This window comes from Pseudomonas sp. SWI44, from assembly GCF_002947915.1.
GTDB lineage: Bacteria > Pseudomonadota > Gammaproteobacteria > Pseudomonadales > Pseudomonadaceae > Aquipseudomonas > Aquipseudomonas taiwanensis.
Genome location: NZ_CP026674.1, coordinates 1,837,756 through 1,862,559, shown reverse-complemented (window position 1 = coordinate 1,862,559; position 24,804 = coordinate 1,837,756). Strand labels below are relative to the sequence as shown.

Annotated in this window: 24 protein-coding genes; 6 read left to right on the top strand and 18 right to left on the bottom strand. The window is 63.6% G+C overall.

The window, feature by feature from the left end; genetic code table 11:
* Positions 1-42 precede the first annotated feature (42 nt).
* Positions 43-2,103 (top strand): AsmA family protein, encoded by a 2,061-nt coding sequence (locus C4Q26_RS08885; protein ID WP_023378509.1) that lies wholly within the window; start codon positions 43-45, stop codon positions 2,101-2,103.
* A 362-nt stretch (positions 2,104-2,465) separates the two neighbouring features.
* On the opposite strand, the gene C4Q26_RS08880 is transcribed toward C4Q26_RS08885, so the two are convergent.
* Positions 2,466-2,996 carry a bacterioferritin gene (locus C4Q26_RS08880; RefSeq protein WP_023378510.1) on the bottom strand — a complete coding sequence of 177 codons (531 nt, stop codon included), beginning with the start codon at positions 2,994-2,996 and terminating at the stop codon, positions 2,466-2,468.
* A gap of 47 nt (positions 2,997-3,043) precedes the next feature.
* Positions 3,044-3,385 (bottom strand): osmotically-inducible lipoprotein OsmE, encoded by a 342-nt coding sequence (gene osmE, locus C4Q26_RS08875; protein ID WP_023378511.1) that lies wholly within the window; start codon positions 3,383-3,385, stop codon positions 3,044-3,046.
* Positions 3,386-3,508: 123 nt separating this feature from the next.
* Between osmE and C4Q26_RS08870 the strand changes: the two genes are divergently transcribed.
* From C4Q26_RS08870 to C4Q26_RS08860, 3 genes are all read left to right on the top strand, one after another.
* Positions 3,509-4,399 (top strand): triacylglycerol lipase, encoded by an 891-nt coding sequence (locus C4Q26_RS08870; RefSeq protein WP_023378512.1) that lies wholly within the window; start codon positions 3,509-3,511, stop codon positions 4,397-4,399.
* A gap of 62 nt (positions 4,400-4,461) precedes the next feature.
* Positions 4,462-4,734, top strand: a complete 273-nt coding sequence (locus C4Q26_RS08865) for a PsiF family protein (RefSeq protein WP_023378513.1) — start codon at positions 4,462-4,464, stop codon at positions 4,732-4,734.
* Positions 4,735-4,805: 71 nt separating this feature from the next.
* Positions 4,806-5,813 carry an AI-2E family transporter gene (locus C4Q26_RS08860; RefSeq protein ID WP_023378514.1) on the top strand — a complete coding sequence of 336 codons (1,008 nt, stop codon included), beginning with the start codon at positions 4,806-4,808 and terminating at the stop codon, positions 5,811-5,813.
* Between the two features lie 58 nt (positions 5,814-5,871).
* Here C4Q26_RS08860 and C4Q26_RS08855 read toward each other — a convergent pair whose 3' ends face one another.
* Positions 5,872-7,143, bottom strand: a complete 1,272-nt coding sequence (locus C4Q26_RS08855; RefSeq protein WP_027907979.1) for an Hsp70 family protein — start codon at positions 7,141-7,143, stop codon at positions 5,872-5,874.
* A 163-nt stretch (positions 7,144-7,306) separates the two neighbouring features.
* Here C4Q26_RS08855 and cbpA point away from each other — a divergent pair, with 163 nt between their 5' ends.
* Entirely contained in the window at positions 7,307-8,257 is a 951-nt protein-coding gene (cbpA, locus tag C4Q26_RS08850; RefSeq protein WP_027907980.1) for a curved DNA-binding protein, read from the top strand.
* Positions 8,258-8,259: 2 nt separating this feature from the next.
* A complete protein-coding gene (locus C4Q26_RS08845) occupies positions 8,260-8,565 on the top strand; it encodes a chaperone modulator CbpM (protein WP_023378516.1) in 306 nt (101 codons plus the stop codon).
* A 95-nt stretch (positions 8,566-8,660) separates the two neighbouring features.
* Here C4Q26_RS08845 and C4Q26_RS08840 read toward each other — a convergent pair whose 3' ends face one another.
* The 15 genes from C4Q26_RS08840 to C4Q26_RS08770 form a co-directional block, all read right to left on the bottom strand.
* Complete coding sequence (locus C4Q26_RS08840; RefSeq protein WP_023378518.1) at positions 8,661-9,176, bottom strand: GNAT family N-acetyltransferase; 516 nt, start codon at positions 9,174-9,176, stop codon at positions 8,661-8,663.
* A gap of 31 nt (positions 9,177-9,207) precedes the next feature.
* Entirely contained in the window at positions 9,208-9,906 is a 699-nt protein-coding gene (gene urtE, locus C4Q26_RS08835) for an urea ABC transporter ATP-binding subunit UrtE (protein ID WP_104883003.1), read from the bottom strand.
* A gap of 84 nt (positions 9,907-9,990) precedes the next feature.
* The gene (urtD, locus tag C4Q26_RS08830; RefSeq protein WP_023378521.1) at positions 9,991-10,848 is read right to left on the bottom strand and encodes an urea ABC transporter ATP-binding protein UrtD; all 858 of its coding nucleotides are present in this window, start codon (positions 10,846-10,848) and stop codon (positions 9,991-9,993) included.
* Positions 10,845-11,924, bottom strand: a complete 1,080-nt coding sequence (gene urtC, locus C4Q26_RS08825; RefSeq protein ID WP_023378522.1) for an urea ABC transporter permease subunit UrtC — start codon at positions 11,922-11,924, stop codon at positions 10,845-10,847. The genes urtD and urtC overlap by 4 nt, the downstream gene beginning before the upstream one ends.
* Positions 11,924-13,411 carry an urea ABC transporter permease subunit UrtB gene (urtB, locus tag C4Q26_RS08820; RefSeq protein WP_023378523.1) on the bottom strand — a complete coding sequence of 496 codons (1,488 nt, stop codon included), beginning with the start codon at positions 13,409-13,411 and terminating at the stop codon, positions 11,924-11,926. The genes urtC and urtB overlap by 1 nt, the downstream gene beginning before the upstream one ends.
* A gap of 139 nt (positions 13,412-13,550) precedes the next feature.
* Positions 13,551-14,816, bottom strand: coding sequence for an urea ABC transporter substrate-binding protein (gene urtA / locus C4Q26_RS08815; protein WP_023378524.1), 1,266 nt, complete (start codon positions 14,814-14,816; stop codon positions 13,551-13,553).
* Positions 14,817-15,006: 190 nt separating this feature from the next.
* A complete protein-coding gene (gene cycA / locus C4Q26_RS08810) occupies positions 15,007-16,422 on the bottom strand; it encodes a D-serine/D-alanine/glycine transporter (protein WP_104883002.1) in 1,416 nt (471 codons plus the stop codon).
* Between the two features lie 170 nt (positions 16,423-16,592).
* Positions 16,593-17,960, bottom strand: a complete 1,368-nt coding sequence (locus C4Q26_RS08805; protein ID WP_023378526.1) for a PepSY domain-containing protein — start codon at positions 17,958-17,960, stop codon at positions 16,593-16,595.
* A 59-nt stretch (positions 17,961-18,019) separates the two neighbouring features.
* On the bottom strand, positions 18,020-20,077 hold the full coding sequence (locus C4Q26_RS08800; protein ID WP_027907982.1) for a TonB-dependent copper receptor: 2,058 nt from the start codon (positions 20,075-20,077) through the stop codon (positions 18,020-18,022).
* 65 nt (positions 20,078-20,142) lie between these two features.
* The gene (locus tag C4Q26_RS08795; protein WP_104883001.1) at positions 20,143-20,562 is read right to left on the bottom strand and encodes a DUF2946 domain-containing protein; all 420 of its coding nucleotides are present in this window, start codon (positions 20,560-20,562) and stop codon (positions 20,143-20,145) included.
* A 25-nt stretch (positions 20,563-20,587) separates the two neighbouring features.
* Positions 20,588-21,073: a copper chaperone PCu(A)C gene (locus tag C4Q26_RS08790; RefSeq protein ID WP_023378529.1), complete on the bottom strand. Its 486-nt coding sequence runs from the start codon at positions 21,071-21,073 to the stop codon at positions 20,588-20,590.
* Positions 21,074-21,120: 47 nt separating this feature from the next.
* Positions 21,121-21,510: a DUF2946 domain-containing protein gene (locus C4Q26_RS08785; RefSeq protein WP_023378530.1), complete on the bottom strand. Its 390-nt coding sequence runs from the start codon at positions 21,508-21,510 to the stop codon at positions 21,121-21,123.
* 139 nt (positions 21,511-21,649) lie between these two features.
* Positions 21,650-22,444, bottom strand: coding sequence for a cobalt-precorrin-6A reductase (locus C4Q26_RS08780; RefSeq protein ID WP_104883000.1), 795 nt, complete (start codon positions 22,442-22,444; stop codon positions 21,650-21,652).
* A complete protein-coding gene (locus C4Q26_RS08775; RefSeq protein WP_023378532.1) occupies positions 22,441-23,535 on the bottom strand; it encodes a cobalt-precorrin-5B (C(1))-methyltransferase in 1,095 nt (364 codons plus the stop codon). Before C4Q26_RS08775 ends, C4Q26_RS08780 begins: the two co-directional genes overlap by 4 nt.
* Positions 23,528-24,739, bottom strand: a complete 1,212-nt coding sequence (locus C4Q26_RS08770; RefSeq protein ID WP_027907983.1) for a bifunctional cobalt-precorrin-7 (C(5))-methyltransferase/cobalt-precorrin-6B (C(15))-methyltransferase — start codon at positions 24,737-24,739, stop codon at positions 23,528-23,530. The genes C4Q26_RS08775 and C4Q26_RS08770 overlap by 8 nt, the downstream gene beginning before the upstream one ends.
* Between the last annotated feature and the right edge of the window lie 65 nt (positions 24,740-24,804).

Genomic DNA, 24,804 nt, shown 5'->3' with positions numbered 1-24,804 from the left:
CATTGCGCTCGCTTCGTGCCATGTTGTCAGGAGAATCACGCAATGACGCGCCCCGCCAGAATCCTCGTCTGGACCCTCAGCAGCCTTGTGACCGTACTGGCGATCGTGCTGGTGGTGATTGCCACGTTCGACTGGAACCGCATCAAGCCGCTGCTCAACGAGAAGGTATCCGAAGCCTTGCATCGCCCTTTCGCGATCAATGGCAATCTTGCCGTGCAATGGCGTACCGAGCCGGAGGAAGGGGGCTGGAGAGCCTGGGTGCCGTGGCCGCGCTTCATCGCCGAAGACCTCACCTTGGGCAATCCTGACTGGTTGAAGGCGCCGAAGATGGTTGGGCTGGAACGTGTGGAGTTCCGCCTGTCGCCCTTGCCGCTGATCTTCCGGCAGATCGTCATCCCCCGTATCGACCTGACCCAGCCGACCGCCAGCCTCACACGGCTAGCTGACGGCCGTGCCAACTGGACATTCGACTTCGGGCCGAAGGACGAAAACGAAGCGCCTTCGCAGTGGCAACTGGATATCGGCGCCATCGGTTTCGACCAGGGCAATGTCAGTGTCGATGACCAGACATTGAAAACCAGCATGAAGGTGCAGATCGACCCGTTGGGCAAGCCGATCCCATTTGGCGACATCGTCGGTAAAGCACGCGCCGAGAAGGCCGGTGGAGCCCAGGATTATGCCTTCGGCCTCAAGGCCCAGGGCCGTTACAAGGGCCAGCCGGTGTCTGGTACCGGCAAGATGGGCGGGCTGCTGGCCTTGCAGGACGCCAGCCAACCCTTCCCGCTGCAAGCCGACGTCCGGATTGCCGACACCCATGTGGTGCTGAGCGGCACGCTGACCGACCCGCGCAATCTTGGCGCGCTGGATTTGCGCCTGAAGTTGTCGGGTGCGAGCCTGGGCAACTTGTACCCCCTGACTGGCGTGACCCTGCCGGACACCCCGGCGTACTCCACGGACGGGCGGTTGAGCGCCAACCTGCGAGCCCCAGAAGGCGCAACGTTCAATTACCAGTCGTTCAACGGCAAGATCGGTGACAGTGATATCCATGGCGACCTGGCCTTCGTCGCCAGTCAGCCCCGGCCAAAGCTGTCGGGGAACCTGGTGTCCACTCAACTGCTGTTCAAGGACCTGGCACCGCTGATCGGTGCCGACTCGAACGCCGAGCAAAAGGCCCGCGGCGGGGCCAGCAAGCAGCCGTCGGGCAAGGTGTTGCCTGTGGAGGCGTTTAGGACCGAGCGCTGGCGGGCGATGGATGCCGACGTCACCTTCAGCGGCAAGCGCATCGTCCACAGTGCACAGTTGCCTTTCACCGATTTGTCAGCCCACGTGATGCTCGACGATGGATTGCTGCGCCTGGAGCCTCTGCGCTTCGGTGTGGCGGGTGGCAACCTGGCGTCGGATATCCGCTTGGACGGTCGCAATGTGCCGTTGCAGGGGCGCGCCAAACTGACTGCCAGGGGGTTCAAGCTCAAGCAACTGTTCCCAAGCTTCGCGCCGATGCAGACCAGTTTTGGTGAACTGAACGGCGATGCCGACATCAGTGGCCGTGGCAATTCGGTGGCGGCGTTGTTGGGCACTGCAAACGGTGACCTGCGCATGTTGATCAATGACGGCGCTATCAGCCGCAGCCTGATGGAGATCGCTGGGCTGAACGTGGGCAACTACGTGATTGGCAAGTTGTTTGGCGATGAAGATGTGAAGATCAACTGCGCAGCCGCGGACGTTGGGATCAAGAATGGGTTGGCGACGACGCGATTGTTCATTTTCGATACGGAGAACGCGATCATCTACATCAACGGTACGGCCAACTTTGCCAGTGAACAGCTCGATTTGAAGATCACACCGGAGTCCAAGGGCGTTCGCTTGTTCTCGCTGCGCTCGCCATTGTATGTACGGGGGCCGTTTGCCAAGCCTAGTGCGGGTGTGCAGGCGGTGCCGTTGGCGTTGCGCGGGGCGGGGATGGTGGCGCTTGGCGTGGTTGCTGGTCCGGCGGCGGGGTTGTTGGCATTGATAGCGCCGAGTAGCGGTGATGAGCCCAATCAATGTACGCCGTTATTGCAACAGATGAAGGCAGGCAAAGCACCAGCGGCAGTGAAGAAATAGCGCGGTCGCGCTGTGCGCTTCGCTTGTTCTGCTGTTGCGTTGCTGCTGCTGAGCTTTGCTTTTAGTGCGCGAGGATCCAGGCACCACACATCACGAGGTCAGGAGGCCGGAGTGAGGGAGCCCCGAAACGTAGGGGCTGGATGGTAGGGGCCAACGGTTATGGTTACTTTGGCCACGACCAAAGTAACCCACCGGAAGGGCGGAAAGGTGAAGAAGCGACTCCATGGCAAATGGATATTCACGCGGGACAAATGCCGGCTTTTAGTTAAATTTTCGGCCTATGGTTGGCCCGTGGTAAGTGGGTCAGCCTAACCTTGTGCCAAGGCGAAGTTCCATCACCGTTCCGCTCTTACGCAAAGCAGTCAGAGGCCCTGCAGCAAATCCGACATGTCATCGGCGTGCTCTTCTTCCTGTGCCAGAATATCTTCGAAAATACGCCGCGTAGTTGGATCCTTATCGCCGATGTATTGGATGATCTCCCGGTAACTGTCGATGGCAATCCGTTCCGCTACTAAGTTCTCCAACACCATTTCCTTGAGCGATTTACCCTCTACATACTGGGCATGCGAGTGCTTCGAGAGGTTATCCGGATTGAAATCAGGCTCCCCCCCCAGCTGAACAATCCGCTCAGCCAATTTGTCAGCATGCTCGGCTTCCTGGTTGGCATGTTCCAGAAACTCCTGCGCCGCTACACTGGCCTTGATACCACTGGCCATGAAGTAGTGCCGCTTGTAGCGCAAGGTACAGACCAGCTCGGTGGCCAGCGACTCGTTGAGCAGCCGCAGGATTTTCTCGCGATCAGCAGGGTACCCCTCGGTCACGGCGCCTTGCTCGACATGCTGGCGTGCCCGCGCGCGCAAGGTGTTCACATCGGTCAGTTCAACGTTGCTCATGGTGGTCTCCAAACAGATCAGGACAGGTGTTCAGGTGTCAGGAAGGTTCACGCGCCATGGACAGCTTCGCTGTCCTTTTCGCGTTGGTTGCAGGTCTTGAAGCCCTTGGCATCGACATGGCCGGTCGCATCGAAACGCACGTAGTAAGGTTGCTGGTGCCCATCGCGGTTGAGGATGTAGTCATTGCAGGTGCCGCCGTGGGGCAGGTCGATCACGTTCGAGGGGCTGCCACCGATGGCGATGACTTTCTGCATGGTCATGCCGTTCTCCACCTGCTTCACCAGCGGCTCGTCACGGAAGGTGACATAGTCCACCGGGTTTTCCGGACGGCTGCCGCACGCCGCCAGGGTGGCACTTGCCAGAAGAATCGCCAGGGTCTGCTTGTACATGGTCCCGCTCCTTGCTAAGGGTCTGTTCTGGATTGGAACCACAGCGCACGCCAGGAGTTCGATTGCGATGCCCGCCGCCTGCGCGGTAGTGTTGGTCCATCGTCCAAGGACAGGGGCCAGGCAATGGCGCAGGAACTGGCAACGCGATACCCACTGGTACTGGTGCCGGGCATGCTTGGGTTCGTGCGGGTGCTGCTCTACCCCTATTGGTTCGGCATCGTCCCGGCCCTGCGTCGCGGCGGTGCACAGGTGTTTCCGGTACAGGTCTCGCCCGTGCACTCCAGCGAGGTGCGAGGCGAGCAACTCCTGGCGATCATCGAAGCGCTCTGTCAGCGCAGCGGCGCCGAGAAGGTCAACCTCATCGGCCACAGCCAAGGCGCCCTGGATGCGCGTTATGCGGCGGCCAGACGGCCAGATCGCATCGCGTCAGTGACCTCGGTGGCAGGGCCCAACCACGGCTCGGAGCTGGCCGATCATCTGGCGCGGGTGGCGCCTGGCGACTCCCCGCAGGGGCGCGTGCTCAAGGCGGTGCTGCATGGGGTGGCGGTATTGCTGGTGTGGCTGGAGACCAGCTGGCGCCGCGATCCGCTACCCATCGATGTGCATGCCTCGCACCAGTCGCTGACCAGCGATGGCGTTGCACGCTTCAACCAGGCTTATCCACAAGGCTTGCCGCATACCTGGGGTGGTGAGGGGCCAGTAGAGGTCAATGGCGTTCGCTACTACTCCTGGTCGGGAACGCTGCAGCCGGGGCTGACCGACCAGGGCCGCAACCGGTTCGATGGCAGCAACCGCTTCTGCCGCCTGTTCGCCCGCAGCTTCGTGAAAGAGAAGGGACAGTGCGACGGCATGGTCGGGCGGTTCAGCTCGCATCTGGGGCAGGTGATCGGTGATGACTACCCGCTCGATCACTTGGACATCGTCAACCAGCAACTGGGCGCGGTAGGCAAGGGGGCCGATCCGGTGCGGCTGTTCACCGAGCACGCAGCCCGGCTCAAGGCTGCAGGGCTGTAGAGAAAACGACTACACTCAGCCCCATGTCCGTGCATCGGGCGCGGAGACAAGGAGACCACTCCATGAAGATGCTGCAAGTGCCTGTGCTGGTGTTGGGTGTGTTGATCTGTGGGCAAGGATTCGCCGCCACGGCGCAACAGGAGAAGATGAAAACCTGCAATGCCGAAGCCACCGAACAAGCCCTAAAAGGGGACGAGCGCAAGGCATTCATGAGCAAGTGCCTCAAGGCGACCCAGCAGGAAAAAATGAAAACCTGCAACGCCGACGCCACCGCCAAGGCGCTTAAGGGGGACGAGCGCAAGGCTTTCATGAGCGACTGCCTGAAGAAGAAATGACCTGTGCCTATGCCTGTAGGACGAAGGCTGGCAGACTGCGAATCTTTTCCGTTGTCTGCCGCTGAGGCTGTATGACCTTCACCCCCCGCCAGATCAACCTGGCCAGTTGGATCATCGTATTTGCCGGCCTGTTGCTGGCGTTGCCCCTCAAGTTGCTGCCCAGCCTGCTGGCCGGGTTACTGGTGTTCGAACTGGTCAACATGCTCACGCCACGCTTGCAGCCGGTCATTACCGGCCAACGGGCACGCTGGCTGGCCGTGGCCATGCTGGGGACCTTGGTGGTCAGTACCCTGGCGCTGCTGATCGCCGGAGCCTTCAGCTTTCTGCTGCACGAAGCCGAGAACCCCGGTGCCTCGCTAGACAAGTTCATCGGCCTGGTAGAGCGTGCACGTGGCCAACTGCCGCCGTTCATCGAAGGCTACCTGCCGGCCAGCGCCGCTGAGTTCAAGGTCGCCATCGGTGACTGGATCAAAAGCCACCTCAGCGACCTGCAGCTGGTGGGCAAGGGCATGGCGCACATGTTCGTGACCCTGCTGATCGGCATGATCCTGGGTGCCATCGTCGCCCTGCAGCGCATTCCCGACATTTCTCGGCGCAAACCCCTGGCGGCGGCACTGTTCGAGCGGCTTAGCCTGCTGGTGCAGGCGTTTCGCAACATCGTCTTCGCACAGATCAAGATCTCGCTGCTCAACACCGTGTTCACCGGCATCTTCCTGGCGGTGGTGCTGCCTCTGTTCGGCGTGCACCTGCCGTTGACCAAGACGCTGATCGTGTTGACCTTCCTGCTGGGGCTGCTGCCGGTCATCGGCAACCTGATGTCCAACACCTTGATCACCATTGTCGGGTTGTCGCTGTCGATCTGGGTGGCGGCCGCCGCCTTGGGCTATCTGATCGTCATCCACAAGGTCGAGTATTTCCTCAATGCGCGGATCGTTGGCGGGCAAATCAGTGCCAAGGCCTGGGAGCTGCTGTTGGCGATGCTGGTGTTCGAGGCGGCGTTCGGGCTGCCAGGGGTGGTGGCGGGGCCTGTTTACTACGCGTATCTGAAGAGTGAGTTGAAGCGGGCCGAGCTGGTGTAGGTTCCCCTGCCTCATCGCCGGCTCGCCGGCTGCTGCGGGCGATGAGGCAGGGAAGGATTCAGGCCGCGCCGTATCGCTTGCGCGCCTCGATCGCCAAGCCGCTCCCAATACTGCCGAAGATGTTGCCTTCCACGTGCTGGGCATTGGGCAGCATTGCCGCCACACTGTTGCGCAGCGCGGGAATGCCGCTGGAGCCCCCGGTGAAGAACACCGTGTCCACCTGGGCTGGGCTTACACCAGCCTTGCCCAGCAGCTCGGTCACGCTGCCACGCACACGCTCCAGCAACCCCTCGATAGCGCCTTCGAACAGTGTGCGGGTCAGGTCGACACCCAGCTCCCGCTCGACGCGGCCCAGGTCGATGCGTCGGCTATCGTGCTCGGTCAGCTCGATCTTGCTGGCTTCCACTTCCATCGCCAGCCAGTGCCCGGCGCGCTGCTCGATCAGCTTGAACAGACGGTCGATGCCGAGTGTATCCTCGATGTCGTAGCGCATGCTGCCCAGCGCCAGTTGCGACTTCTGCGAGTACAGGGCGTTGATGGTGTGCCAGGTGGCCAGGTTAAGGTGGTAGCTGGTGGGCATCAGGGCGCCGCTTTTCATCCGGCTGCCATAGCCGAACAATGGCATCACCCCTTGCAGGCTCAGTTGCTTGTCGAAATCGGTACCGCCAATGTGCACGCCGCCGGTGGCAAGGATGTCGCTCTGGCGTTCGGCCACCTCGTGGCGCTCGGGCGACAGGCGGATCAGGGTAAAGTCCGAAGTACCACCGCCGATATCGACGATAAGCACCAGCTCTTCGCGGCTGATGCCCGACTCGTAGTCGAAGGCCGCGGCGATGGGCTCGTACTGGAACGACACGTCCTTGAAGCCGATCTTGCGCGCCACTTCGGCGAGGGTGTCCTCGGCCTCTTGGTCGGCAGCCGGGTCTTCATCGACGAAGAACACCGGGCGGCCCAGCACCACGTGCTCGAATTCGCGACCGGCGGCAGCCTCGGCGCGTTTTTTCAGCTCGCCGATGAACATGCCCAGCAGGTCCTTGAACGGCAGGGCGCTGCCCAGCACGCTGGTGTCGTGCTTGATCAACTTGGAGCCCAGCAGACTCTTGAGCGAACGCATCAGGCGGCCTTCATAGCCTTCCAGGTACTCGTGCAGCGCCAGACGGCCATACACCGGGCGGCGCTCTTCGAGGTTGAAGAACACCACCGAGGGCAAGGTGATCTTGCCATCTTCAAGGGCGATCAGCGACGAAGCGCCCTGGCGGTGCCAGCCGACGGTGGAGTTCGAGGTGCCGAAGTCGATACCGAGGGCGCGGGCCGGTGATACGTCAGACATGGGAAAAGGCTTCCGGAGGCAAAACGGCCGCGCAGTTTATGCCACTTGGCAACAGAATCAAGACCGGCCGTCTGCCTTGGAGCAAAGCCAAGCGAAGCTTGAAAGGCTATGCTTGACCCCAATCTTCAGAAGCAACACGCAATTTCACACTGGTGATCCATAGATGGACTTCAAAGACTACTACAAGATACTTGGCGTAGAGGCCACCGCGGACGAAAAGGCGATCAAGGCCGCGTACCGCAAGCTGGCGCGCAAGTATCACCCCGACGTCAGCAAGGAGCGCGACGCCGAGGAGAAATTCAAGGAGGCCAACGAGGCCTATGAAGTGCTGGGCGATGCGCAGAAGCGCGCCGAGTACGACGAAATTCGCAAGTACGGCGGCCAGCATGGCCGACCGTTCCAGGCGCCCCCAGGCTGGGAAAGCCGGGGGGGTGGTGGCGGTTTCGAAGGCGGCGATTTCTCCGACTTCTTCAGCTCGATCTTCGGCGCCCGTGGCGGCAACCCCTTCGGTGGCCGTGGTCAACAGCGCAGTGCGGGTAGGCGAGGGCAGGACGTGGAACTGGAACTGGCGATCTTCCTCGAGGAGACCCTGAGCAAGGAATCCAAGCAGATCAGCTTCCAGGTGCCGCAAACCAATGGTGCAGGCCAGCGCACTGGGTTCACCACCAAGACCCTGAACGTGAAGATTCCCGCCGGGGTGACCGACGGCGAGCGCATTCGCCTCAAAGGCCAGGGCGCGCCGGGCAGCGGTGGCGGGGCCAATGGCGACCTGTTCCTGACCATTCGCATGGCACCGCACCCACTGTTCGATGTCGAAGGTCATGACCTGATCGTCACTGTGCCGCTGGCACCGTGGGAGGCAGCCCTGGGCACCAAGGTGGAGGTGCCGACCCTGGAGGGCAAGATCAACCTGACCATCCGCCCCGATAGCCAGAGCGGCCAGCGCCTGCGCGTAAAGGGCATGGGGCTGGTGAACAAACAGGGCGAGCGCGGCAACCTTTACGCGCAGCTCAAGGTGGTCATGCCGACCACATCCAATGAGGCTGCCCGCGAACTGTGGACCAAGCTTTCCGAGAAGGCAGCGTTCAATCCGAGGGCTCAATGGAGTAAGTGATCATGAGCAGCACCCTGATCGTTCAACTGGATATGCGCACCCTGTGCCAGGAAGCCAACATCACGAAGGATTACGTGATCGAGATCGTCGAGCACGGCATCGTTGAACCAAAGGGGCGAACGCCGGAAGACTGGCTGTTCGACGACCAGGCGCCGCTGTTGGCCAGGCGCGCGGTCAAGCTGCACCAGGAGCTGGATCTGGAATGGGAAGGCGTGGCCCTGGCGCTGGAACTACTGCAGGAGGTGCAGCAGTTGCGCAGTGAGAACAGTATGTTGAGGCAGCGCCTGGGCAGGTTTACCCAACTCTAGGCCGTAACGGCCGATTTCTGGCCCAGCCTCAAGGTTGCAGGGGCTGCTTTGCAGCCCTTTCGCGACGCAAGGCCGTTTGCACAGGGGAAGGCGCTTCAGCGTGGTTCAGCTCCTGGGGTCAGCAGCAACTGCATGAAGGTCAGGTCCAGCCAGCGCCCGAACTTCACTCCAACCTGCGGCATTTGCCCGGTCACCACGAACCCCAGCCGTTCATGCAGGCGCACCGACGCCGCATTGCCGCTCTCGATGGCCGCCACCATCACATGCTTGCCACAACCCCGGGCACGCTCGACCAGCGCACTCATCAGCTGCGGCCCGAGTCCTTTGCCACGCTGATCGTCGCGGATGTACACCGAGTGCTCCACGGTATGGCGAAAGCCCTCGAATGGCCGCCAGTCACCGAACGAGGAATAACCCAGTACACCGCTGTCATCCACGGCCACCAGGATCGGATACCCCTGTTGTGCCCGGGCTTCGAACCAGGCCTGGCGGTTGGCCAGGTCGACCGGTGTTTCGTTCCAGATGGCCGTGGTGTTGCGCACCGCGTCGTTGTAGATGTCGAGGATGCCCGGCACATCGGCGGGCAGGGCGTCGCGGATTTCGTAACTCATGACAGCGTCTCGCAGGATCGATGGCTGCAGATTAAATGGTTACCAGCCCGCGCACACCTTCTGCCTGCATGTTTTCGCCACGACCCCGTTGCACGATCTCACCACGGGCCATGACCAGGTACTGGTCCGCCAGCGCCTCGGCGAAGTCGTAGAACTGTTCCACCAGCAAGATGGCCATGTCGCCGCGCGCTGCCAGGCGCCGGATCACTGCGCCGATCTCTTTGATCACCGAGGGCTGGATGCCTTCGGTGGGCTCGTCGAGGATCAGCAGGCGTGGGCGGCTGGCCAGCGCGCGGCCGATGGCCAGCTGTTGCTGCTGGCCGCCGGAGAGATCGCCCCCCCGCCGTTGTTTCATCTGTTCGAGCACTGGGAACAGCTCGTAGATGAACGCGGGCACTTCACGGGCTTCGCGGGCCGGGAAGCGCGACAGGCCCATCAGCAGGTTCTCCTCGACGGTCAGGCGCGGAAAAATCTCGCGGCCTTGGGGCACATAGGCGATACCGGCATGCACCCGTTGCTGGGGCTTGAGCGTGGTGATGGCCTTGCCTTCCCATTCGATGCTGCCTTCGCGGGCTGGCACCAGCCCCATCAAGCAGCGCAACAGGGTGGTCTTGCCCACGCCGTTGCGCCCGAGCAGCCAGGTGACCTCGCCGACCTTGGCCTCGAAGGACAAGCCTCGGAGGATGTGGCTGCCGCCGTAGAACTGGTGCAGGGAGTCGATTTTCAGCATGTGAGAATTCCTGAAATGGTTGCAGTGCTCATGCCAGCCGCTTTGCGGGTAAACCACGAAGAGGCTGGCACAGCCACCGGAGAATCATCGGCCCAGATACACCTCGACCACCCGCTCATTGGCCTGCACCTGCTCCAGCGATCCCTCCGCCAGCACACTGCCCTGGTGCAACACCGTCACATGGTCGGCAATGCTGCCGACAAACCCCATGTCATGTTCCACCACCATTAGCGAGTGCTTGCCGGCCAGACCCTTGAACAGTTCGGCGGTGAACTCGGTCTCGGCATCGGTCATGCCGGCCACCGGCTCGTCCAGCAACAGCAATTGCGGCTCCTGCACCAGCAGCATGCCGATCTCCAGGAACTGCTTCTGGCCATGGGACAGCAACCCCGCCTGGCGCTGAGCCAAGGGCAGCAGGCGCAAGGTGCTGAGCACCTCTTCGATGCGCTGGCGCTGTTCGCCGCTCAAGCGCGCCGCGAGGCTGGCCCAGACCGATTTGTCGGTCTTGAGCGCCAGCTCCAGGTTCTCGAACACCGTCAGCGCCTCGAACACCGTCGGCTTTTGGAACTTGCGGCCGATCCCGGCCTGGGCGATCTGGTACTCGCTCATGCGGGTCAGGTCGAGGGTGTCGCCGAAGTAGGCACTGCCGGTGTCCGGACGGGTCTTGCCGGTGATCACGTCCATCATCGTGGTCTTGCCCGCCCCGTTGGGGCCGATGATGCACCGCAACTCGCCGACGCCGATGTAGAGGTTCAGCGCGTTGAGGGCCTTGAAGCCATCGAAGCTCACGCTGATGTCTTCCAGGCTCAGCACCGTGCCGTGGCGGGTATCCAGGCCGGCCTTGCGACGCTGGCCCAGGCCGATGGCGTCACGGCTGGGGCCGAGGTTGTCGAAAACCGGTTCGAGCATGAACTCCGGATGCACAGGGGGGACGCCTTTCATGGCTGGCTCCTTTTTTTCAACAGGCCGACCACCCCCTTGGGCAGGTAAAGGGTGACGAGGATGAACAGCGCGCCGAGGAAGAACAGCCAGAATTCCGGGAATGCCACGGTGAACCAGCTCTTCATGCCATTGACCAGGCCGGCGCCGAGCAACGGGCCGATCAGCGTGCCACGGCCACCCAGGGCGACCCATACCGCGGCTTCGATGGAGTTGGTCGGCGACATCTCGCTGGGGTTGATGATGCCTACCTGGGGCACGTACAAGGCGCCGGCCAGGCCGCATAGAACCGCGCTGAGCACCCACACCAGCAGCTTGAACCCGCGCGGGTCGTAACCGCAGAACATCAGGCGGTTCTCGGCATCGCGCACGGCGGTGAGCAAGCGTCCGAACTTGCTCTGGGTCAGACGCCAGCACAGGTACAGGCTCGCCAGCAGCAGGCCGACCGTCAGCAGGAACAGAACCGCCCGGGTGCCCTGGGCGGCGATGTCGAAGCCCAGGATGGTGCGGAAGCTGGTGAACCCGTTGTTGCCACCGAAGCCCGTCTCGTTGCGGAAGAACAGCAGCATGCCGGCGAAGGTCAGCGCTTGGGTCATGATCGAAAAATACACGCCCTTGATCCGCGAACGGAAGGCGAAGAAACCGAACACCAGCGCCAGCAGCCCAGGTGCCAGCACTACCAGGCATAGCGCCCAGGCGAAGTGCTGGGTTCCAGCCCAGTACCAGGGCAGCTCGTTCCACGACAGGAATGTCATGAACCCAGGCAAGCCGTCGCCAGCGGCCTGTCGCATCAGGTACATGCCCATGGCGTAGCCCCCCAGGGCGAAGAACAGGCCATGACCAAGGGACAGCAAGCCGGCATACCCCCACACCAGGTCCAGTGCCAGCGCGACGATGGCATAGCAGAGGATCTTGCCGACCAGCGTCAGTGTGTAGGCCGAGACCTGCAGGGCGTTGTCCGCCGGCAGCAGTGACAGCAGTGGCAGGGCCACCAGCACCAGCACGACGAGGGCACCGATGGCCAGGGTCAGGCGTGGCCCGGCCTTTTGCGAAGCGGTAACAAGCAGAGGCTGGTTCATCAGTCGATTACCCGTCCCTTGAGGGCGAACAGGCCTTGCGGGCGTTTCTGGATGAACAGAATGATCAACGCAAGGATGAGGATCTTGCCGAGTACCGCGCCAATCTGCGGCTCCAGCAGCTTGTTGGCGATGCCCAGGCCAAAGGCTGCCCAGAGGCTGCCGGCGAGCTGGCCGACACCGCCGAGCACCACCACCAGGAACGAATCGATGATGTAGCTCTGGCCCAGGTCCGGGCCAACGTTGCCGACCTGGCTCAAGGCCACGCCGCCGAGCCCCGCAATACCAGAGCCGAGGCCGAAGGCGAGCATGTCGACGCGCCCGGTGGAAACGCCGCAGCAGGCCGCCATGTTGCGGTTCTGGGTCACGGCACGCACGTTCAGCCCCAGTCGGGTGCGGTTGAGCAGCAGCCAGGTGAGCAGTACCACCGCCAGGGCGAAGCCGATGATCACCAGGCGGTTGTATGGCAGCACCAGGTTAGGCAGCACCTGGATGCCACCGGACAACCATGCCGGGTTGCTCACTTCGACGTTCTGCGCGCCGAAGATCAGACGAATGGCCTGGATCAGGATCAGGCTGATGCCCCAGGTCGCCAACAGGGTTTCCAGCGGCCGGCCGTAGAGGTGGCGGATGACGGTACGTTCCAGCGCCATGCCGACCCCGGCGCTGACAGCGAAGGCCACAGGCAAAGCGATCAGTGGATAGAACTCGATGGCGCCCGGTGCATAGCGTTGCAGCAGCACCTGGACCATGTAGGTGCTGTAGGCGCCCAGCATCAACATCTCGCCGTGGGCCATGTTGATCACCCCGAGCAGGCCGAAGGTGATCGCCAGGCCCAGGGCGGCCAGCAGCAGGATCGAGCCCAGGGACAGCCCGCTGAAGGCCTGGCCGAGCAATTCGCCTGCCAGCAGCTTGCGTTTGACCTGGGCCAGGCTGGTTTCGGCCGCGGTACGCACGCCGGGGTCGCGTTCGGCGTCAGGTTGCAACAGCGCTTCCAGCCGGGTACGGGCCAGGGGGTCGCCGGTTTCGCCGAGCAGGCGCACGGCTGCCAGGCGCACGGCCGGTTCGCTGGCGCCTAATTGCAGGTTGGCCAGTGCCAGGCCGAGCGCGGCATGCACGGCGGCGTCCTGCTCGCTGGCGAAGCGCCGGTCGAGAAAGGCCATTTGCGCCGGTTGTGCGCTTTTCTGCAGTTGCTGGGCGGCGGTCAGACGCGTGTCGCGGTTGTCGCTCAGCAGTTGGTGGCTGGCCAGGGCGTTGTCGATCAGCCCGCGCAGGCGGTTGTTGAGGCGGACTTTGCGGCTATCACCTTCGGCGATGCGGCCCTGACGAAGGTTTTCCAGCAGCGCAAGACGCGCGGCATCGGGTTGCGCCGCCCAGCCTTCGAGCAGGCGAGCCTGCTCGGCGGGCTTGGCGGTGAGGAAGAATTCGCCCTCGTTGGCCTGGGTTGCCAAGGGCATCAGCAGGAGCAGGGTGAGCAGCAGTCTGAGCATGCGGGTAATCCTGGAAATCGGCGGTGGATTCTTCGCGGGTCAACCCGCTCCCACAGGTACGCTGCACAGTTTGAATAGGGTGCGGTCTCTGTGGACGCTGGGTTACCCGCGAATGGGCCGCAAAGCGGCCCCAATGCACTCAGTTACCTTTCACCGCGTAGTCCGGCCGCTTCTCATTGCCCGGAATGAACGGGCTCCACGGCTGTGCACGCAGCGGCTGCTCGGTTTCCCACACCACGCTGAATTGCCCGTCATCCTGGATCTCGCCGATCATCACGGGCTTGTGCAGGTGGTGGTTGGTCTTGTCCATGGTCAGGGTGAAGCCCGACGGTGCCTTGAAGGTCTGCCCGGCCAGGGCTTCGCGGACCTTGTCGACATCGGTCGACTTGGCCTTCTCGGCAGCCTGTGCCCACATGTGGATGCCCACGTAAGTGGCCTCCATCGGGTCGTTGGTCACTGCCTTGTCGGCGCCTGGCAGGTTCTTGGCCTTGGCATAGGCTTTCCAGTCGGCGACGAACTTCTGGTTGACTGGGTTATCCACCGACTCGAAGTAGTTCCACGCGGCCAGGTGGCCCACCAGTGGCTTGGTGTCGATACCGCGCAGCTCTTCCTCACCCACCGAGAAGGCCACCACCGGCACGTCGGTGGCCTTCAGGCCCTGGTTGGCCAGTTCCTTGTAGAACGGCACGTTGGAGTCGCCGTTGACGGTGGAAATGACCGCAGTCTTGCCACCGGCGGAGAACTTCTTGATGTTGGCGACGATGGTCTGGTAGTCGCTGTGGCCGAACGGCGTGTAGACCTCTTCGATGTCTTTGTCCGCCACGCCCTTGCTGTGCAGGAAGGCGCGCAGGATCTTGTTGGTGGTACGTGGGTAGACATAGTCGGTACCCAGCAGGAAGAAGCGCTTGGCGCTGCCGCCGTCCTCGCTCATCAGGTATTCCACGGCCGGGATGGCCTGCTGGTTCGGCGCGGCGCCAGTGTAGAACACGTTGGGCGACATCTCTTCACCCTCGTACTGCACCGGGTAGAACAGCAGGCCATTGAGCTCCTCGAACACCGGCAGCACAGACTTGCGCGACACCGAAGTCCAGCAACCAAACACCACGGCGACCTTGTCCTGGGTCAGCAGTTGGCGGCTCTTTTCGGCGAACAGCGGCCAGTTGGAGGCCGGGTCGACCACCACCGGCTCGAGCATCTTGCCGTTGACCCCGCCCTTGGCGTTGATCTCGTCGATGGTCATCAGCGCCATGTCCTTGAGCGATGTCTCGGAAATCGCCATGGTCCCGGACAAAGAATGCAGGATGCCGACCTTGATGGTTTCGGCGGCCTGGATGCTCCAGCTCAGGCCCATCGCCGCGAGCGATGCGCTGAGGGTAAAGGCCTTGATCAGACTGCGACGCTTCATGTGCTCTCTCCGCTGAGTTTTTTATGGTGTTGGGCAAGCGGGGAGGGGCTTTGCAAGGGGTGTGCCTAGTGGCAGAAGGTGCACAATAGAGGGGTTGTGCGAGGTATTAGGGCGTGAAGTGGATCCGATTTGGTGCCTGCGCTTTTGGCGTGCACAGGATTGGGGCCGCGTAGCAGCCCCAAGGGTTGTATCAGCTGTTGGACGCTTCACTCACGGCTGCACGCGGATGCCGCTTGCTGCGTACGAACTGATAGGTCACCGCCAGCAGCAGGAACCAGATCGGCGTCACCACCAGCGCAGAGCGGGTGTCCGCTTCCAGGCTCAGCAGCACCAGGATGAACGCGAAGAACGCCAGGCAGACGTAGCACATGAAACGACCGCCAGGCATCTTGTAGATCGAAGCCTGGTGCAGCGCCGCGCGGTGCTTGCGGTACTTCAGGTATGACAGCAGGATCAGCGTCCACACGAACATGAACAGCACCGCCGACACGGTGGTCACCAGGGTGAATGCCTCGATCACGTTGGGTACCAGGTAGATCAACACTGCCCCGAGCAGCAGGCAGGTGCAGGAGAAGTACAGGCCGTTGGCCGGCACCGAGCGGCTCGACAATTTCTCGAATGCCTTGGGTGCATCGCCTTCCTGGGACAGGCCATAGAGCATGCGGCTGGTGGAGAACACGCCGCTGTTGGCGGACGACGCTGCCGAGGTCAGCACCACGAAGTTGATGATGCTTGCCGCCGCCGGCAAACCCGCCAGCACGAACAGCTCGACGAACGGGCTCTTGCCCGGCACCACCTCGCGCCATGGGGTCACGGCCATGATCGCGACCAGCGCCAGGACATAGAACACGATGATCCGCACCGGGATCGAGTTGATCGCCCGTGGCAGGGTGCGCTCTGGGTTCTTCGCTTCAGCAGCGGTGGTACCGACCAGCTCGATGCCGACGAAGGCGAACACGGCAATCTGGAAGCCTGCGAAGAAGCCCATCAGGCCATTGGGGAACATGCCGCCGTCGTTCCACAGATTGGCCAGTTGCGCGGTATGGCCGCTAGGTGCGTTGAAACCGGTCACGACCATGTACAGGCCGGTGGCGACCAGGCCGAGGATGGCGACGATCTTGATCAGGGCGAACCAGAACTCGAGTTCACCGAACATTTTCACGGTCACCAGGTTCAGCGACAGCAGCACCGCCACGCAGGTCAGCGCGGGTATCCACTGCGGCAGTTCGGGGAACCAGAACTGGGTGTATGCGGCGATGGCGACCACGTCGGCAATGCCGGTGACTACCCAGCAGAACCAGTAGGTCCAACCCGTGAAGTAGCCCGCCCATGGGCCGAGCAGGTCGGCAGAGAAGTCGATGAACGACTTGTAGTTGAGGTTCGACAGCAGCAGCTCGCCCATGGCGCGCATGACGAAGAACAGCATGAAGCCGATGATCATGTAGACGAAGATGATCGAAGGGCCTGCCAGGCTGATGGTCTTGCCCGAGCCCATGAACAGGCCGGTGCCGATCGCGCCGCCAATGGCGATCAGTTGGATGTGGCGGTTGCTGAGGTTGCGTTGCAGGTGCTGATCTTCAGCAGGAGGAGATGAGGTCCGGGTCATGGGCTGCATTCCATCGAGAGTCGGTCTTCTTTTCAGAGGTAGCCGGCTAGGCTAACACGCTCGTTCCAGATGTGTGCGTGACAGATCGACTCGTTTTTTGGGTGGCAGCCTGTGCCCCGCGGCGGCCCTTTCGCGGGAAAACCCGCGAAAGGGCCGGCACCTATCGAGATTCAGGCATTGGCCAACGCCCGGTGGCGCCGCAGCACCAGGCTGTCCACCCCCCACATCACGACCATCGACACTCCCACCAGCGGGAACATCACCCCGAGCACCAGCATCACTGCCACCGCCGTCTTCCAGCGCGGCAGGTCATGGCGCAGTGGCGGCACGCCCAGGCCACCTGCTGGCCGGCGCTTCCACCACATCACCAGGCCGCTGACCGAACCCAGCAGAATCATCAGGCACACCAGCAGGATGATGATCTGGTTCAGTGCCCCGAACATCTTGCCTTCATGCAGCATCACACCCAGTTCGGTGGTCTTGGCCACCGGGCTGTAGTCGTGCCAGCGCACGTCGGCCAGAACCTTGCCGCTGTACTGATCCACGTGCAGGGTGGCATCGTTGCGCGGATCGTCGGCGAACACCGAGACGGTGAATACGCCTTCGGCCGTGGTCGGTAGCGTGATGCTGTAGCCGGGTTCGACCTGGCGGGCGGTGGCGATGTCCTCGACCTGCTGCACGCTCACTTGGGGCGCCGCTGGCGCGTTGGACATCATGTGATGCCCAGCATGTTCGGCATGGGCACCGGATTGTGGCATTGGGGTGTTCTCCATGGCCCAGGGCACGGTCTGGCGATGGGCGCTGTTGAGTTCACGCGCTTGCTGGTCCGACTTGGGCACGTCGTTCCACATGGCCGCCGGGAAGCGGTTCCACAGATCGGCGTACTGCTTGCCCCACAGCCCGGTCCAGGTCATGCCGCTGAGCAGCATCATCAGCAACAGCGCCGAGCCCCAGAAGCCGCTTACTGCGTGCAGGTCGCGCCACAACACGCGGCCACGGGCAGACAGCCTGGGCCACAACACGCCGCCACCGCTGCGCCCTCGCGGCCACCACAGGTACAGGCCAGACACCACCAGCACGATACCCCAGCCGGCAGCCAGCTCGACCAGCCTGTCGCCGACCGTGCCGACCATCAGCTCGCCGTGCAGGGCCCGGGCGATAGCCTGCAGGTTCTGCTTGGCGTCCTGGTCGCCGAGGATCTTGCCGGTATAGGGGTCAACGAAGACGTTGAGCTCGCGAGCGCCCTCGTGCACCACGAACTGCGCACTGCGCTCGGCATCGACGGGCGGCAGGTACTGGCCCACGTGCCCCTGTGGATAGGCCTGGCGCACTTCGGCCAACAGGGTGTCGGCACCCTGTCGCTGCGTACCGGCTTCGACCACCATCAGGTCGCGGTACATCAAAGGATCGAGCTGTGGCTTGAACAGGTAGATGATCCCGGTGATCGCCAACAGGATCATGAAGGGCGCGACGAACAGCCCCGCATAGAAATGCCAACGCCAGGCCAGGTTGTAGAAAGAAATGCGTGTTCCGCTCATGGGAGCCTCCTGTCTTGACCTGCTGATGGGCGCGCCCGAAGCCGCGCCCGTTGTTATTGTCAGAAGCTGAAATCGACCTTGGTCCAGAAGGTCCTGCCTGGCTCGTTCACCGGCTGTGGATCACTGGCCGGGTAGCCGAACCCGGCATTCCCTGCCAGGTTCAGGTGCTCGGCGTAGGCCTTGTCGAACAGGTTGTCGACCCCCGCGCTGAGCTTGAGGTTGTGGCTCACCTTGTAGGCGCCGTTGAGCGAGAACACGCCGAAGCCCGCGCTTTTCTGATAGTCCTTGCCCACCACGTTGCCCTGGTTCTCGGCGATACGGTTCTGTTCGGCGACCAGGCGCCAGAGGGCGCCGACGCTCCAGGTGTCGCGGCTGTAGGTCAGGCCCAGGCGGCTCTCCAGCGGTGGCATTTGCGGCAGTGCCTTGCCGTCGCTGCTGTTCTTGCCCCAGGCGTAGGCCAGGGTGGCGTCGGCCTTCCAGTTTTCGGTCAGCTTGTAGGCCGCCCCCAGTTCGCCGCCCATGATGCGGGCGTCGATGTTCTGTGCCTGGGTACTGCTCATGCCCATCATGCCGGTGCGATAGTCGAACAGGATGTAGTCGCGTACCTGCCCGATATATCCCGAGGCCCAGGCTTCCAGGCGCTCGTCGCGGTACTGGATGCCAACGTCGAGCTGGGTGGTTTTCTCAGGCTTGATGCTGTCGAAGGCATTGGTCGAGCCGGTTGGGCCCTGGTCCGGGGAGAACAGCTCCCAATAATCGGGGAAGCGCTGGGCATGGCCGAGGCCGATGTAGGTGGTGGCTGGCAACGCCGCCAGGTCGTGCTCGTAGCGAACGAAGCCGCTGGGAAGGGTGTCGGCACGGGTGTTGCCCTGGGTGGCGCTGTCCTCGCGAAAGTCCCTGGCTGAGGCACGGTCCAGGCGCAGGCCGGTGACCAGGCGGTCTTCGCCGGTGGCGTACCAGGTGAGTTCGCCGAAGGCGCCATAGTTGTGGAAGTCGGCGTCCTTGTCCCAGGGTTTGTCCTTGTAGGTGTCCACGCCCATTGCGCTGCGCGCGCGGTGCTCGTTGGTCTGCGCGTCGATGCCGCTGATCAGTTGCACATCGGCCCAGCGCCAGGTGGCCTTGATCCGTGCCCCCAGCGTGCGGCGTTCGACAGCGGCGGCCATCGGCCCGGCCATCATGCCGGTGCCTGACGGAGTACGCAGGCTGTAGTTGTCCATCACATGGTCGGCGTAGTTGTAGTAGACCTGCGCCTCGATTTTGTCGAGCACCTCGCCCAGGTTGGATTTCTCGAAGCGCAGGCCTAGGCTCTCGCGCTTGAACTGCGAACCATCCATGCCCCGCCCGGCGTAGCGTGCCTCGCCGTCGCCCTTGCCGGCGGTAAGCTCCAGCAGGGTGTCCTGATCTGGCGTCCAGCCAAGGGTCACATCGCCGTTCCATTTGTCCCAGCGAGACGGCACGGTGTCGCCATTGCCGTCCTTGTAGTCGTCCGAGCGTGACTGGTTACCGACGAAGCGAGCGTAACCGAGACTGTTGCCAGCCGCGGCGTCGAGGACCTTATCGAAGCGGCCGTTGGAGCCGGCCAGTAGGCTGGCGTTGACGCGGCTGCCGAGGGTGCCGAAGCGTTCCGGATCGCGTTCGAAGAGAATGGTGCCAGCCGAGCCCCCGGGGCCCCAGATCACGCTTTGCGGGCCTTTGATGACGGTGAGGCGGTCGTAGGTTTCCGGCGAAATGTAGGAGGTCGGCGCGTCCATCCGGTTGGGGCAAGCGCCGAGCATCACGCCGCCGTTGGTGAGGATGTTCAGGCGTGAGCCGAACATGCCGCGCAGTACGGGGTCGCCATTGGTGCCGCCGGCGCGGATCGCCGAGAAGCCGGGAATGGTCTTGAGGTAGTCGGCACCATCGCTGGCCGGCACCGGTTGGCGAGGGTCTTTCGGATGGGTGACGACGGTCAGCGGCGAGCTTGGCGCTACGGCGGTGATCACCGTCGGGCTCAGTTCCGCTTCATGGCCTTCATGGCCGGTATCGGCGGCCAAGGCCATGGGGGCGAGCAACGAGCCGCACAGTGCGGCGAGGGTCCCGCAGACGGCGGGAGTGAATACAGGGGTGCAGCCGGACATAATGATTCCAGTCGATCAGTCATGAGTAAGCGCGAAGCCTCCTGGCTCCGGGCGATATCGGGGGTTCAGACGCTGATCGAAAGGGGCGGCGCGCGGCTGCGTGCGCCGGGGAACACGGCCTGCCGGGCATGGCCCTGGCGCGTGGGTGCAAGGATGAAGGTGGAGGGCGCTGTGCTGGCTACGCTGAGCGGGCTAAGGGTTTGCGGCAGGGCGGGGCAGTTGAACAGCAGGCTGCAATAGCCGCATTTTTCCCACATCACATGCAACTGGCCATCGTTGCCCATGCCGTGATGTGTATCGCCGTCATGCTGATGGGCAGCCGCCATCGGCATGCTCATGCCGGCGTGGTGATCCATCGGCATCGACTGGGAAATCAGCGGGCCGATGAAGATCATCCACATGGCGAACAGGCTCAGCCAACCGCCACCGACGCGCCTGCGTTCAGGGCGGGTGGTACGGCTGAGGCTGTTACGTGGCAGGCTCATGGTGGCGAGCGCCTGTCAGCTGGCGTCAGTGCGCGTGTTCGTGGGCCTGCGGCTGGTCCGTCGGTGGCTGCTTCTGCACGGCCACATCGACGGTGATGTCGCCGGCCTTCTCGAAGTGCAGGGTCAATGGAAAGCGCTTGCCGTCGCTGAGCAGGCTGCGTTCTTTCGGTTGCATCAGCATCACGTGGTAGGCGCCAGGGGCGAAGGTCAGGTCCTTGCCCGCAGGTACCGTTACGCTTGGCACCTGCTGCATCTTCATGGTGCCGCCGCTGGTCTGGGCGTGCTCGTGGAGTTGCGCATCATCGCTGATCGGGCTGTCGACGCCGAGCAGGCGATCGTCGGCCTTGCCATTGTTGTGGACGACGAAATAGGCCGCGACGTTGGGGGCGTTCGGCGGTAGCGCCAGCGACCAGGGGTGGGCGATGTGCAGGTCGCCTACGGTGTACTCGTGGGCATTGGCGTAGGCGCCAGGCAGCAGCAGGGCAGCCAGCATGAGGGTGCGTTCGAGCATGGGCATGTCTCCGTTCTGATCGGGTTCGAAGCGAAAGCGTGATGAACTCAGACCAGGGGAGAGGCTCGGGGGTTGAGCGCGGGCCAAAGCTGGCGGGGCGTAGGTTGGTACGCGGCAAGCTGAGGCGCGAGCCCGGCAAGCACGGTGGGCGGATTGTGCAATTGCGGCGGATAGCCCGGCAGGGCAAGCAAGGGCGCGGCGCCCGAACAGCACCAGCAGTGCTGCATGTTGGAGTGGTCGTCGCTTTGCGTACCCAGGTCGATCTTGGCCAGGGCCTGGACATCGACCTTGGCCTTGCCCGCCATGCTGGAACAGAAAGCCCCCCACAGCAGCTGCTCAGCAGGGCCCTTGGGCGCAGCAGAGGACAGCGGCATGGCCAGCAGGTTGAACAGCACTGCAAGGCAGGCTATCCAGGCGATGTGCCGACGTGGGGGCATGGAGAGATCCGGTCAGGAATCGTGGTGGCTATTGTACGGCGGAGTATAGGTAAAAATGGCGGGGTGCGGTGAAGTGACGCAGTACCCCTGGACGCTTCGCTTCGATCCGCTGACCGAATCCAGCTTCGACGCCGCACAGCTAACGCTGAAAGTCTTCGCCCACCTGGCTTTCCGGCTGGCCGCGCTTCGGCAGATCCGCCGCGCGGTCGGTGCTTGGCAAGCCCAATGCCTCAAGCAGCGTGCTTGCCGAGTGGAATTCGCGCTCTGCCTTCGGCAACGGCGGGCGTTTCAGGACCAGTACCGGCACCCCCCGTTCCCGCGCCACTTCCAGCTTTGGCTCGGTGGCCACGCTGCCGCTGTTCTTGCTGACCAATACATCGATGTCCCGACGATCGAACAACGCTCGCTCACCGGCGATGTCGAACGGCCCGCGTGCGCCGATCACCTCGCAGCGCGCATTGCCTGGGCAGGCCTCTAGGGCGCGGAGTGTCCAGAACTGGCCAGCCGGTATCTCCTCCAGATGTTGCAAGGGCTCGCGGCCCAAGGTGAACAGCGGGCGGCGGAAAGGGGCGAGAGCCTGGATCAGGTCCGCCCAGTTTTCCACCTCGCGCCAGTCATCGCCAGGCTGAGGCTGCCAGGCCGGGCGGCGCAGGGCCCAGCACGGGGTGCTGGTGGCGCGGGCGGCGCTTGCCGCGTTCTGGCTGATCTGTGCGGCATAGGGATGGGTGGCGTCGATCAGCAGGGTAATGCCTGCTTCGCGCAGGTAGCGCGCCAGTCCCTCGGCTCCCCCGAAGCCGCCGACGCGCACCTGGCAAGTCAGGTCCTGGGGCACACGGCCTATACCGGCCAAGCTGTAGACGTGCTCGGGGCCCAGTCGACGGGCGATGGCCAGGGCCTCGGTGACGCCACCGAGCAGCAGGATGCGTCCGCTCATAAGGTACCCGCGCGGCCTACGATGCCGCCTTGCCGGTCGATGGCGATCACTTCCATTCGCACCTGCGCGGGCACCACGCTGCGGGCAAAGGCCAGGGCGTGGTCACACACTGCATCACCCAGGGCTATGCCTTGGGCATGGGCCAGGGCCAGCGCCTGCTGGCTGGTGTTGGCGGCGACGATGGCGGTTTGCAGTGCCGGGTCGGCACCGATGTCCGCCGCCCAGCCGGCCAGTTGCGGCAGGTCGATGCTCGAATGGCGGCTGTGCAGGTCCATGTGCCCGGCCGCCAGCTTGCTGATCTTGCCGAAGCCGCCACACAAGGTCACCTGGGCTACCGGCACTTTGCGCAGGTGCTTGAGCACCGCGCCGACGAAGTCGCCCATCTCGATCAAGGCGATTTCCGGCAGGCCGTAGACGCGGCGTATGGTGTCCTCGCTGGCATTGCCGGTGCAGGCGGCGATGTGGGTGTATCCGTTGGTATGGGCGACGTCGATGCCTTGGTGAATCGAGGCAATGTAGGCGGAGCACGAAAACGGCCGGACGATGCCGCTGGTGCCGAGAATCGACAAGCCCCCCAGGATGCCCAGCCGTGGGTTCATGGTCTTGAGCGCCAGCTGTTCGCCGTCGCGCACGTTGACCGTGACCTCGAAGCCCCCAGCGTAGGCACAGTCGCTGGCAAGTTGTTGCAGGTGCTCGCTGATCATGCGCCGCGGCACCGGGTTGATCGCAGGTTCGCCTACCGCCAGTACCAGCCCAGGTCGCGTGACCGTGCCGACGCCTTTACCCGCGACGAAGCGGATGCCTGGCTCCGCCAGTAAACGCACCTGGGTGTAGAGCAACGCCCCATGGGTGACGTCCGGATCGTCGCCTGCATCCTTCAGGGTACCGGCTTCAGCGCCTTGGTCATTGCGCCGGCAAAACTCCAGGCGCATCTGCACCACTTTGCCCTTGGGCAAGGTAATGCTCACCGCATCATGGCACTCACCGGTCAGCAACAGGCGCGCCGCCGCCAGGCTGGTGGCCGTGGCGCAGCTGCCGGTGGTCAGGCCGCTGCGCAGGGGGGCTGGTTGTTCTTGGGTTTCTTCACGCATCGGCAGGCTTCACCACGTCGAGCAGGGTGATTGGCAGGGCTTGGCGCCAGGTGTCGAAGCGGCCCAGAGGTTGCGCCTGGGCGATGTGGATACGCGTCAGTTCGCCACCGTGCTGTTCGCGGAAGTGGGCCAGGGCCAACTCGCTTTGCAGGGTCACGGCGTTGGCGACCAAGCGCCCACCAGGCCGCAGACGCTCCCAGCACAGCGGCAATACGCCCTCACGGGTGACGCCGCCGCCGATGAAGATCGCGTCGGGGCGCTCCAGTGCCTGCAGGGCGTCGGGTGCCTTGCCACGGATCAACTGCAGCCCAGGCACGCCCAGCGCGTCGCGGTTATGTTCGATGAAGCCTTGCCGCCCTTCGTCGGCTTCGATGGCCAGTGCCCGACAGGCAGGATGCGCGCGCATCCACTCGATGCCAATCGAGCCGCACCCCGCGCCCACGTCCCACAGCAGCTCGCCCGGCTGCGGTGCCAGGCGGGCCAGGGTGATGGCGCGGACATCGCGTTTGGTCAGTTGGCCGTCATGGCGAAAAGCCCCGTCGGGCAGCCCGGCGACCCGAGGCAGGCGCAACGCATGCGGGGTCGCGATGCACTCGATGGCGACCAGGTTGAGTGCGGCAACCTGTGCATCAGGCCAGTCTTCGGCCGTCGCTGACAAGCGACGTTCCTCGACGCCACCCAGATGCTCGAAGACTTGCACGCGGCTGGGGCCGAAACCCCGCTCGCGCAGCAAAGCAGCGATGGCACCGGGGCTGCTGCCGTCATTGCTCAGGACCAGCAGGCGCACACCGCTGTGCAGATGAGCGTTCAGCGTTGCCAGGGGCCGGCCGACGACCGACACCACCTGCACCTCCTGCAATGGCCAGCCGAGGCGGGCGGCGGCCAGGGCACAGGACGAGGGCATCGATAGCACCTGCATCTCGTCGGCGGGGAGCTGTCGCGCCAGGCTGGCGCCGACGCCGTAGAACATGGGGTCGCCGCTGGCCAGCACGCACACCGGCTCGCCGCGCAGGGCCAGGACCGGGGCCAGGGAGAAGGGGGCAGGCCATGGCTGGCGCTCGCCAGGCACGCAGCGTGGCAGCAGGGCCAACTGGCGCGGGCTGCCGATGATCCGCGAAGCGCTCAGCAGGGCGCGCCGGGCGTGCTTGCCCAGACCGCTGAATCCGTCTTCGCCGATACCTACTACTGTCAGCCAGGGGGCCATGGGTTCCTCTTCACTATTTTCGGGGTTGTGCACCGACCCCAAACCACGTCACAAGACCACCGGCT

Excerpts from the sequence above, each read along its gene's own strand:
- C4Q26_RS08845 (WP_023378516.1), top strand. The coding sequence starts at position 8,260 with ATGAGCAGCACCCTGATCGTTCAACTGGATATGCGCACCCTGTGCCAG.
- C4Q26_RS08800 (WP_027907982.1), bottom strand. The coding sequence starts at position 20,077 with ATGTCCGGCTGCACCCCTGTATTCACTCCCGCCGTCTGCGGGACCCTC.
- C4Q26_RS08885 (WP_023378509.1), top strand. The coding sequence starts at position 43 with ATGACGCGCCCCGCCAGAATCCTCGTCTGGACCCTCAGCAGCCTTGTG.
- C4Q26_RS08880 (WP_023378510.1), bottom strand. The coding sequence starts at position 2,996 with ATGAGCAACGTTGAACTGACCGATGTGAACACCTTGCGCGCGCGGGCA.
- C4Q26_RS08865 (WP_023378513.1), top strand. The coding sequence starts at position 4,462 with ATGAAGATGCTGCAAGTGCCTGTGCTGGTGTTGGGTGTGTTGATCTGT.
- C4Q26_RS08870 (WP_023378512.1), top strand. The coding sequence starts at position 3,509 with ATGGCGCAGGAACTGGCAACGCGATACCCACTGGTACTGGTGCCGGGC.
- C4Q26_RS08785 (WP_023378530.1), bottom strand. The coding sequence starts at position 21,510 with ATGCCCCCACGTCGGCACATCGCCTGGATAGCCTGCCTTGCAGTGCTG.
- osmE (WP_023378511.1), bottom strand. The coding sequence starts at position 3,385 with ATGTACAAGCAGACCCTGGCGATTCTTCTGGCAAGTGCCACCCTGGCG.
- C4Q26_RS08770 (WP_027907983.1), bottom strand. The coding sequence starts at position 24,739 with ATGGCCCCCTGGCTGACAGTAGTAGGTATCGGCGAAGACGGATTCAGC.
- urtE (WP_104883003.1), bottom strand. The coding sequence starts at position 9,906 with ATGCTGAAAATCGACTCCCTGCACCAGTTCTACGGCGGCAGCCACATC.
- C4Q26_RS08860 (WP_023378514.1), top strand. The coding sequence starts at position 4,806 with ATGACCTTCACCCCCCGCCAGATCAACCTGGCCAGTTGGATCATCGTA.
- C4Q26_RS08775 (WP_023378532.1), bottom strand. The coding sequence starts at position 23,535 with ATGCGTGAAGAAACCCAAGAACAACCAGCCCCCCTGCGCAGCGGCCTG.
- cycA (WP_104883002.1), bottom strand. The coding sequence starts at position 16,422 with ATGACCCGGACCTCATCTCCTCCTGCTGAAGATCAGCACCTGCAACGC.
- C4Q26_RS08840 (WP_023378518.1), bottom strand. The coding sequence starts at position 9,176 with ATGAGTTACGAAATCCGCGACGCCCTGCCCGCCGATGTGCCGGGCATC.
- urtB (WP_023378523.1), bottom strand. The coding sequence starts at position 13,411 with ATGCTCAGACTGCTGCTCACCCTGCTCCTGCTGATGCCCTTGGCAACC.
- urtA (WP_023378524.1), bottom strand. The coding sequence starts at position 14,816 with ATGAAGCGTCGCAGTCTGATCAAGGCCTTTACCCTCAGCGCATCGCTC.
- C4Q26_RS08805 (WP_023378526.1), bottom strand. The coding sequence starts at position 17,960 with ATGAGCGGAACACGCATTTCTTTCTACAACCTGGCCTGGCGTTGGCAT.
- C4Q26_RS08795 (WP_104883001.1), bottom strand. The coding sequence starts at position 20,562 with ATGAGCCTGCCACGTAACAGCCTCAGCCGTACCACCCGCCCTGAACGC.
- C4Q26_RS08790 (WP_023378529.1), bottom strand. The coding sequence starts at position 21,073 with ATGCTCGAACGCACCCTCATGCTGGCTGCCCTGCTGCTGCCTGGCGCC.
- cbpA (WP_027907980.1), top strand. The coding sequence starts at position 7,307 with ATGGACTTCAAAGACTACTACAAGATACTTGGCGTAGAGGCCACCGCG.
- C4Q26_RS08780 (WP_104883000.1), bottom strand. The coding sequence starts at position 22,444 with ATGAGCGGACGCATCCTGCTGCTCGGTGGCGTCACCGAGGCCCTGGCC.
- C4Q26_RS08855 (WP_027907979.1), bottom strand. The coding sequence starts at position 7,143 with ATGTCTGACGTATCACCGGCCCGCGCCCTCGGTATCGACTTCGGCACC.
- urtD (WP_023378521.1), bottom strand. The coding sequence starts at position 10,848 with ATGAAAGGCGTCCCCCCTGTGCATCCGGAGTTCATGCTCGAACCGGTT.
- urtC (WP_023378522.1), bottom strand. The coding sequence starts at position 11,924 with ATGAACCAGCCTCTGCTTGTTACCGCTTCGCAAAAGGCCGGGCCACGC.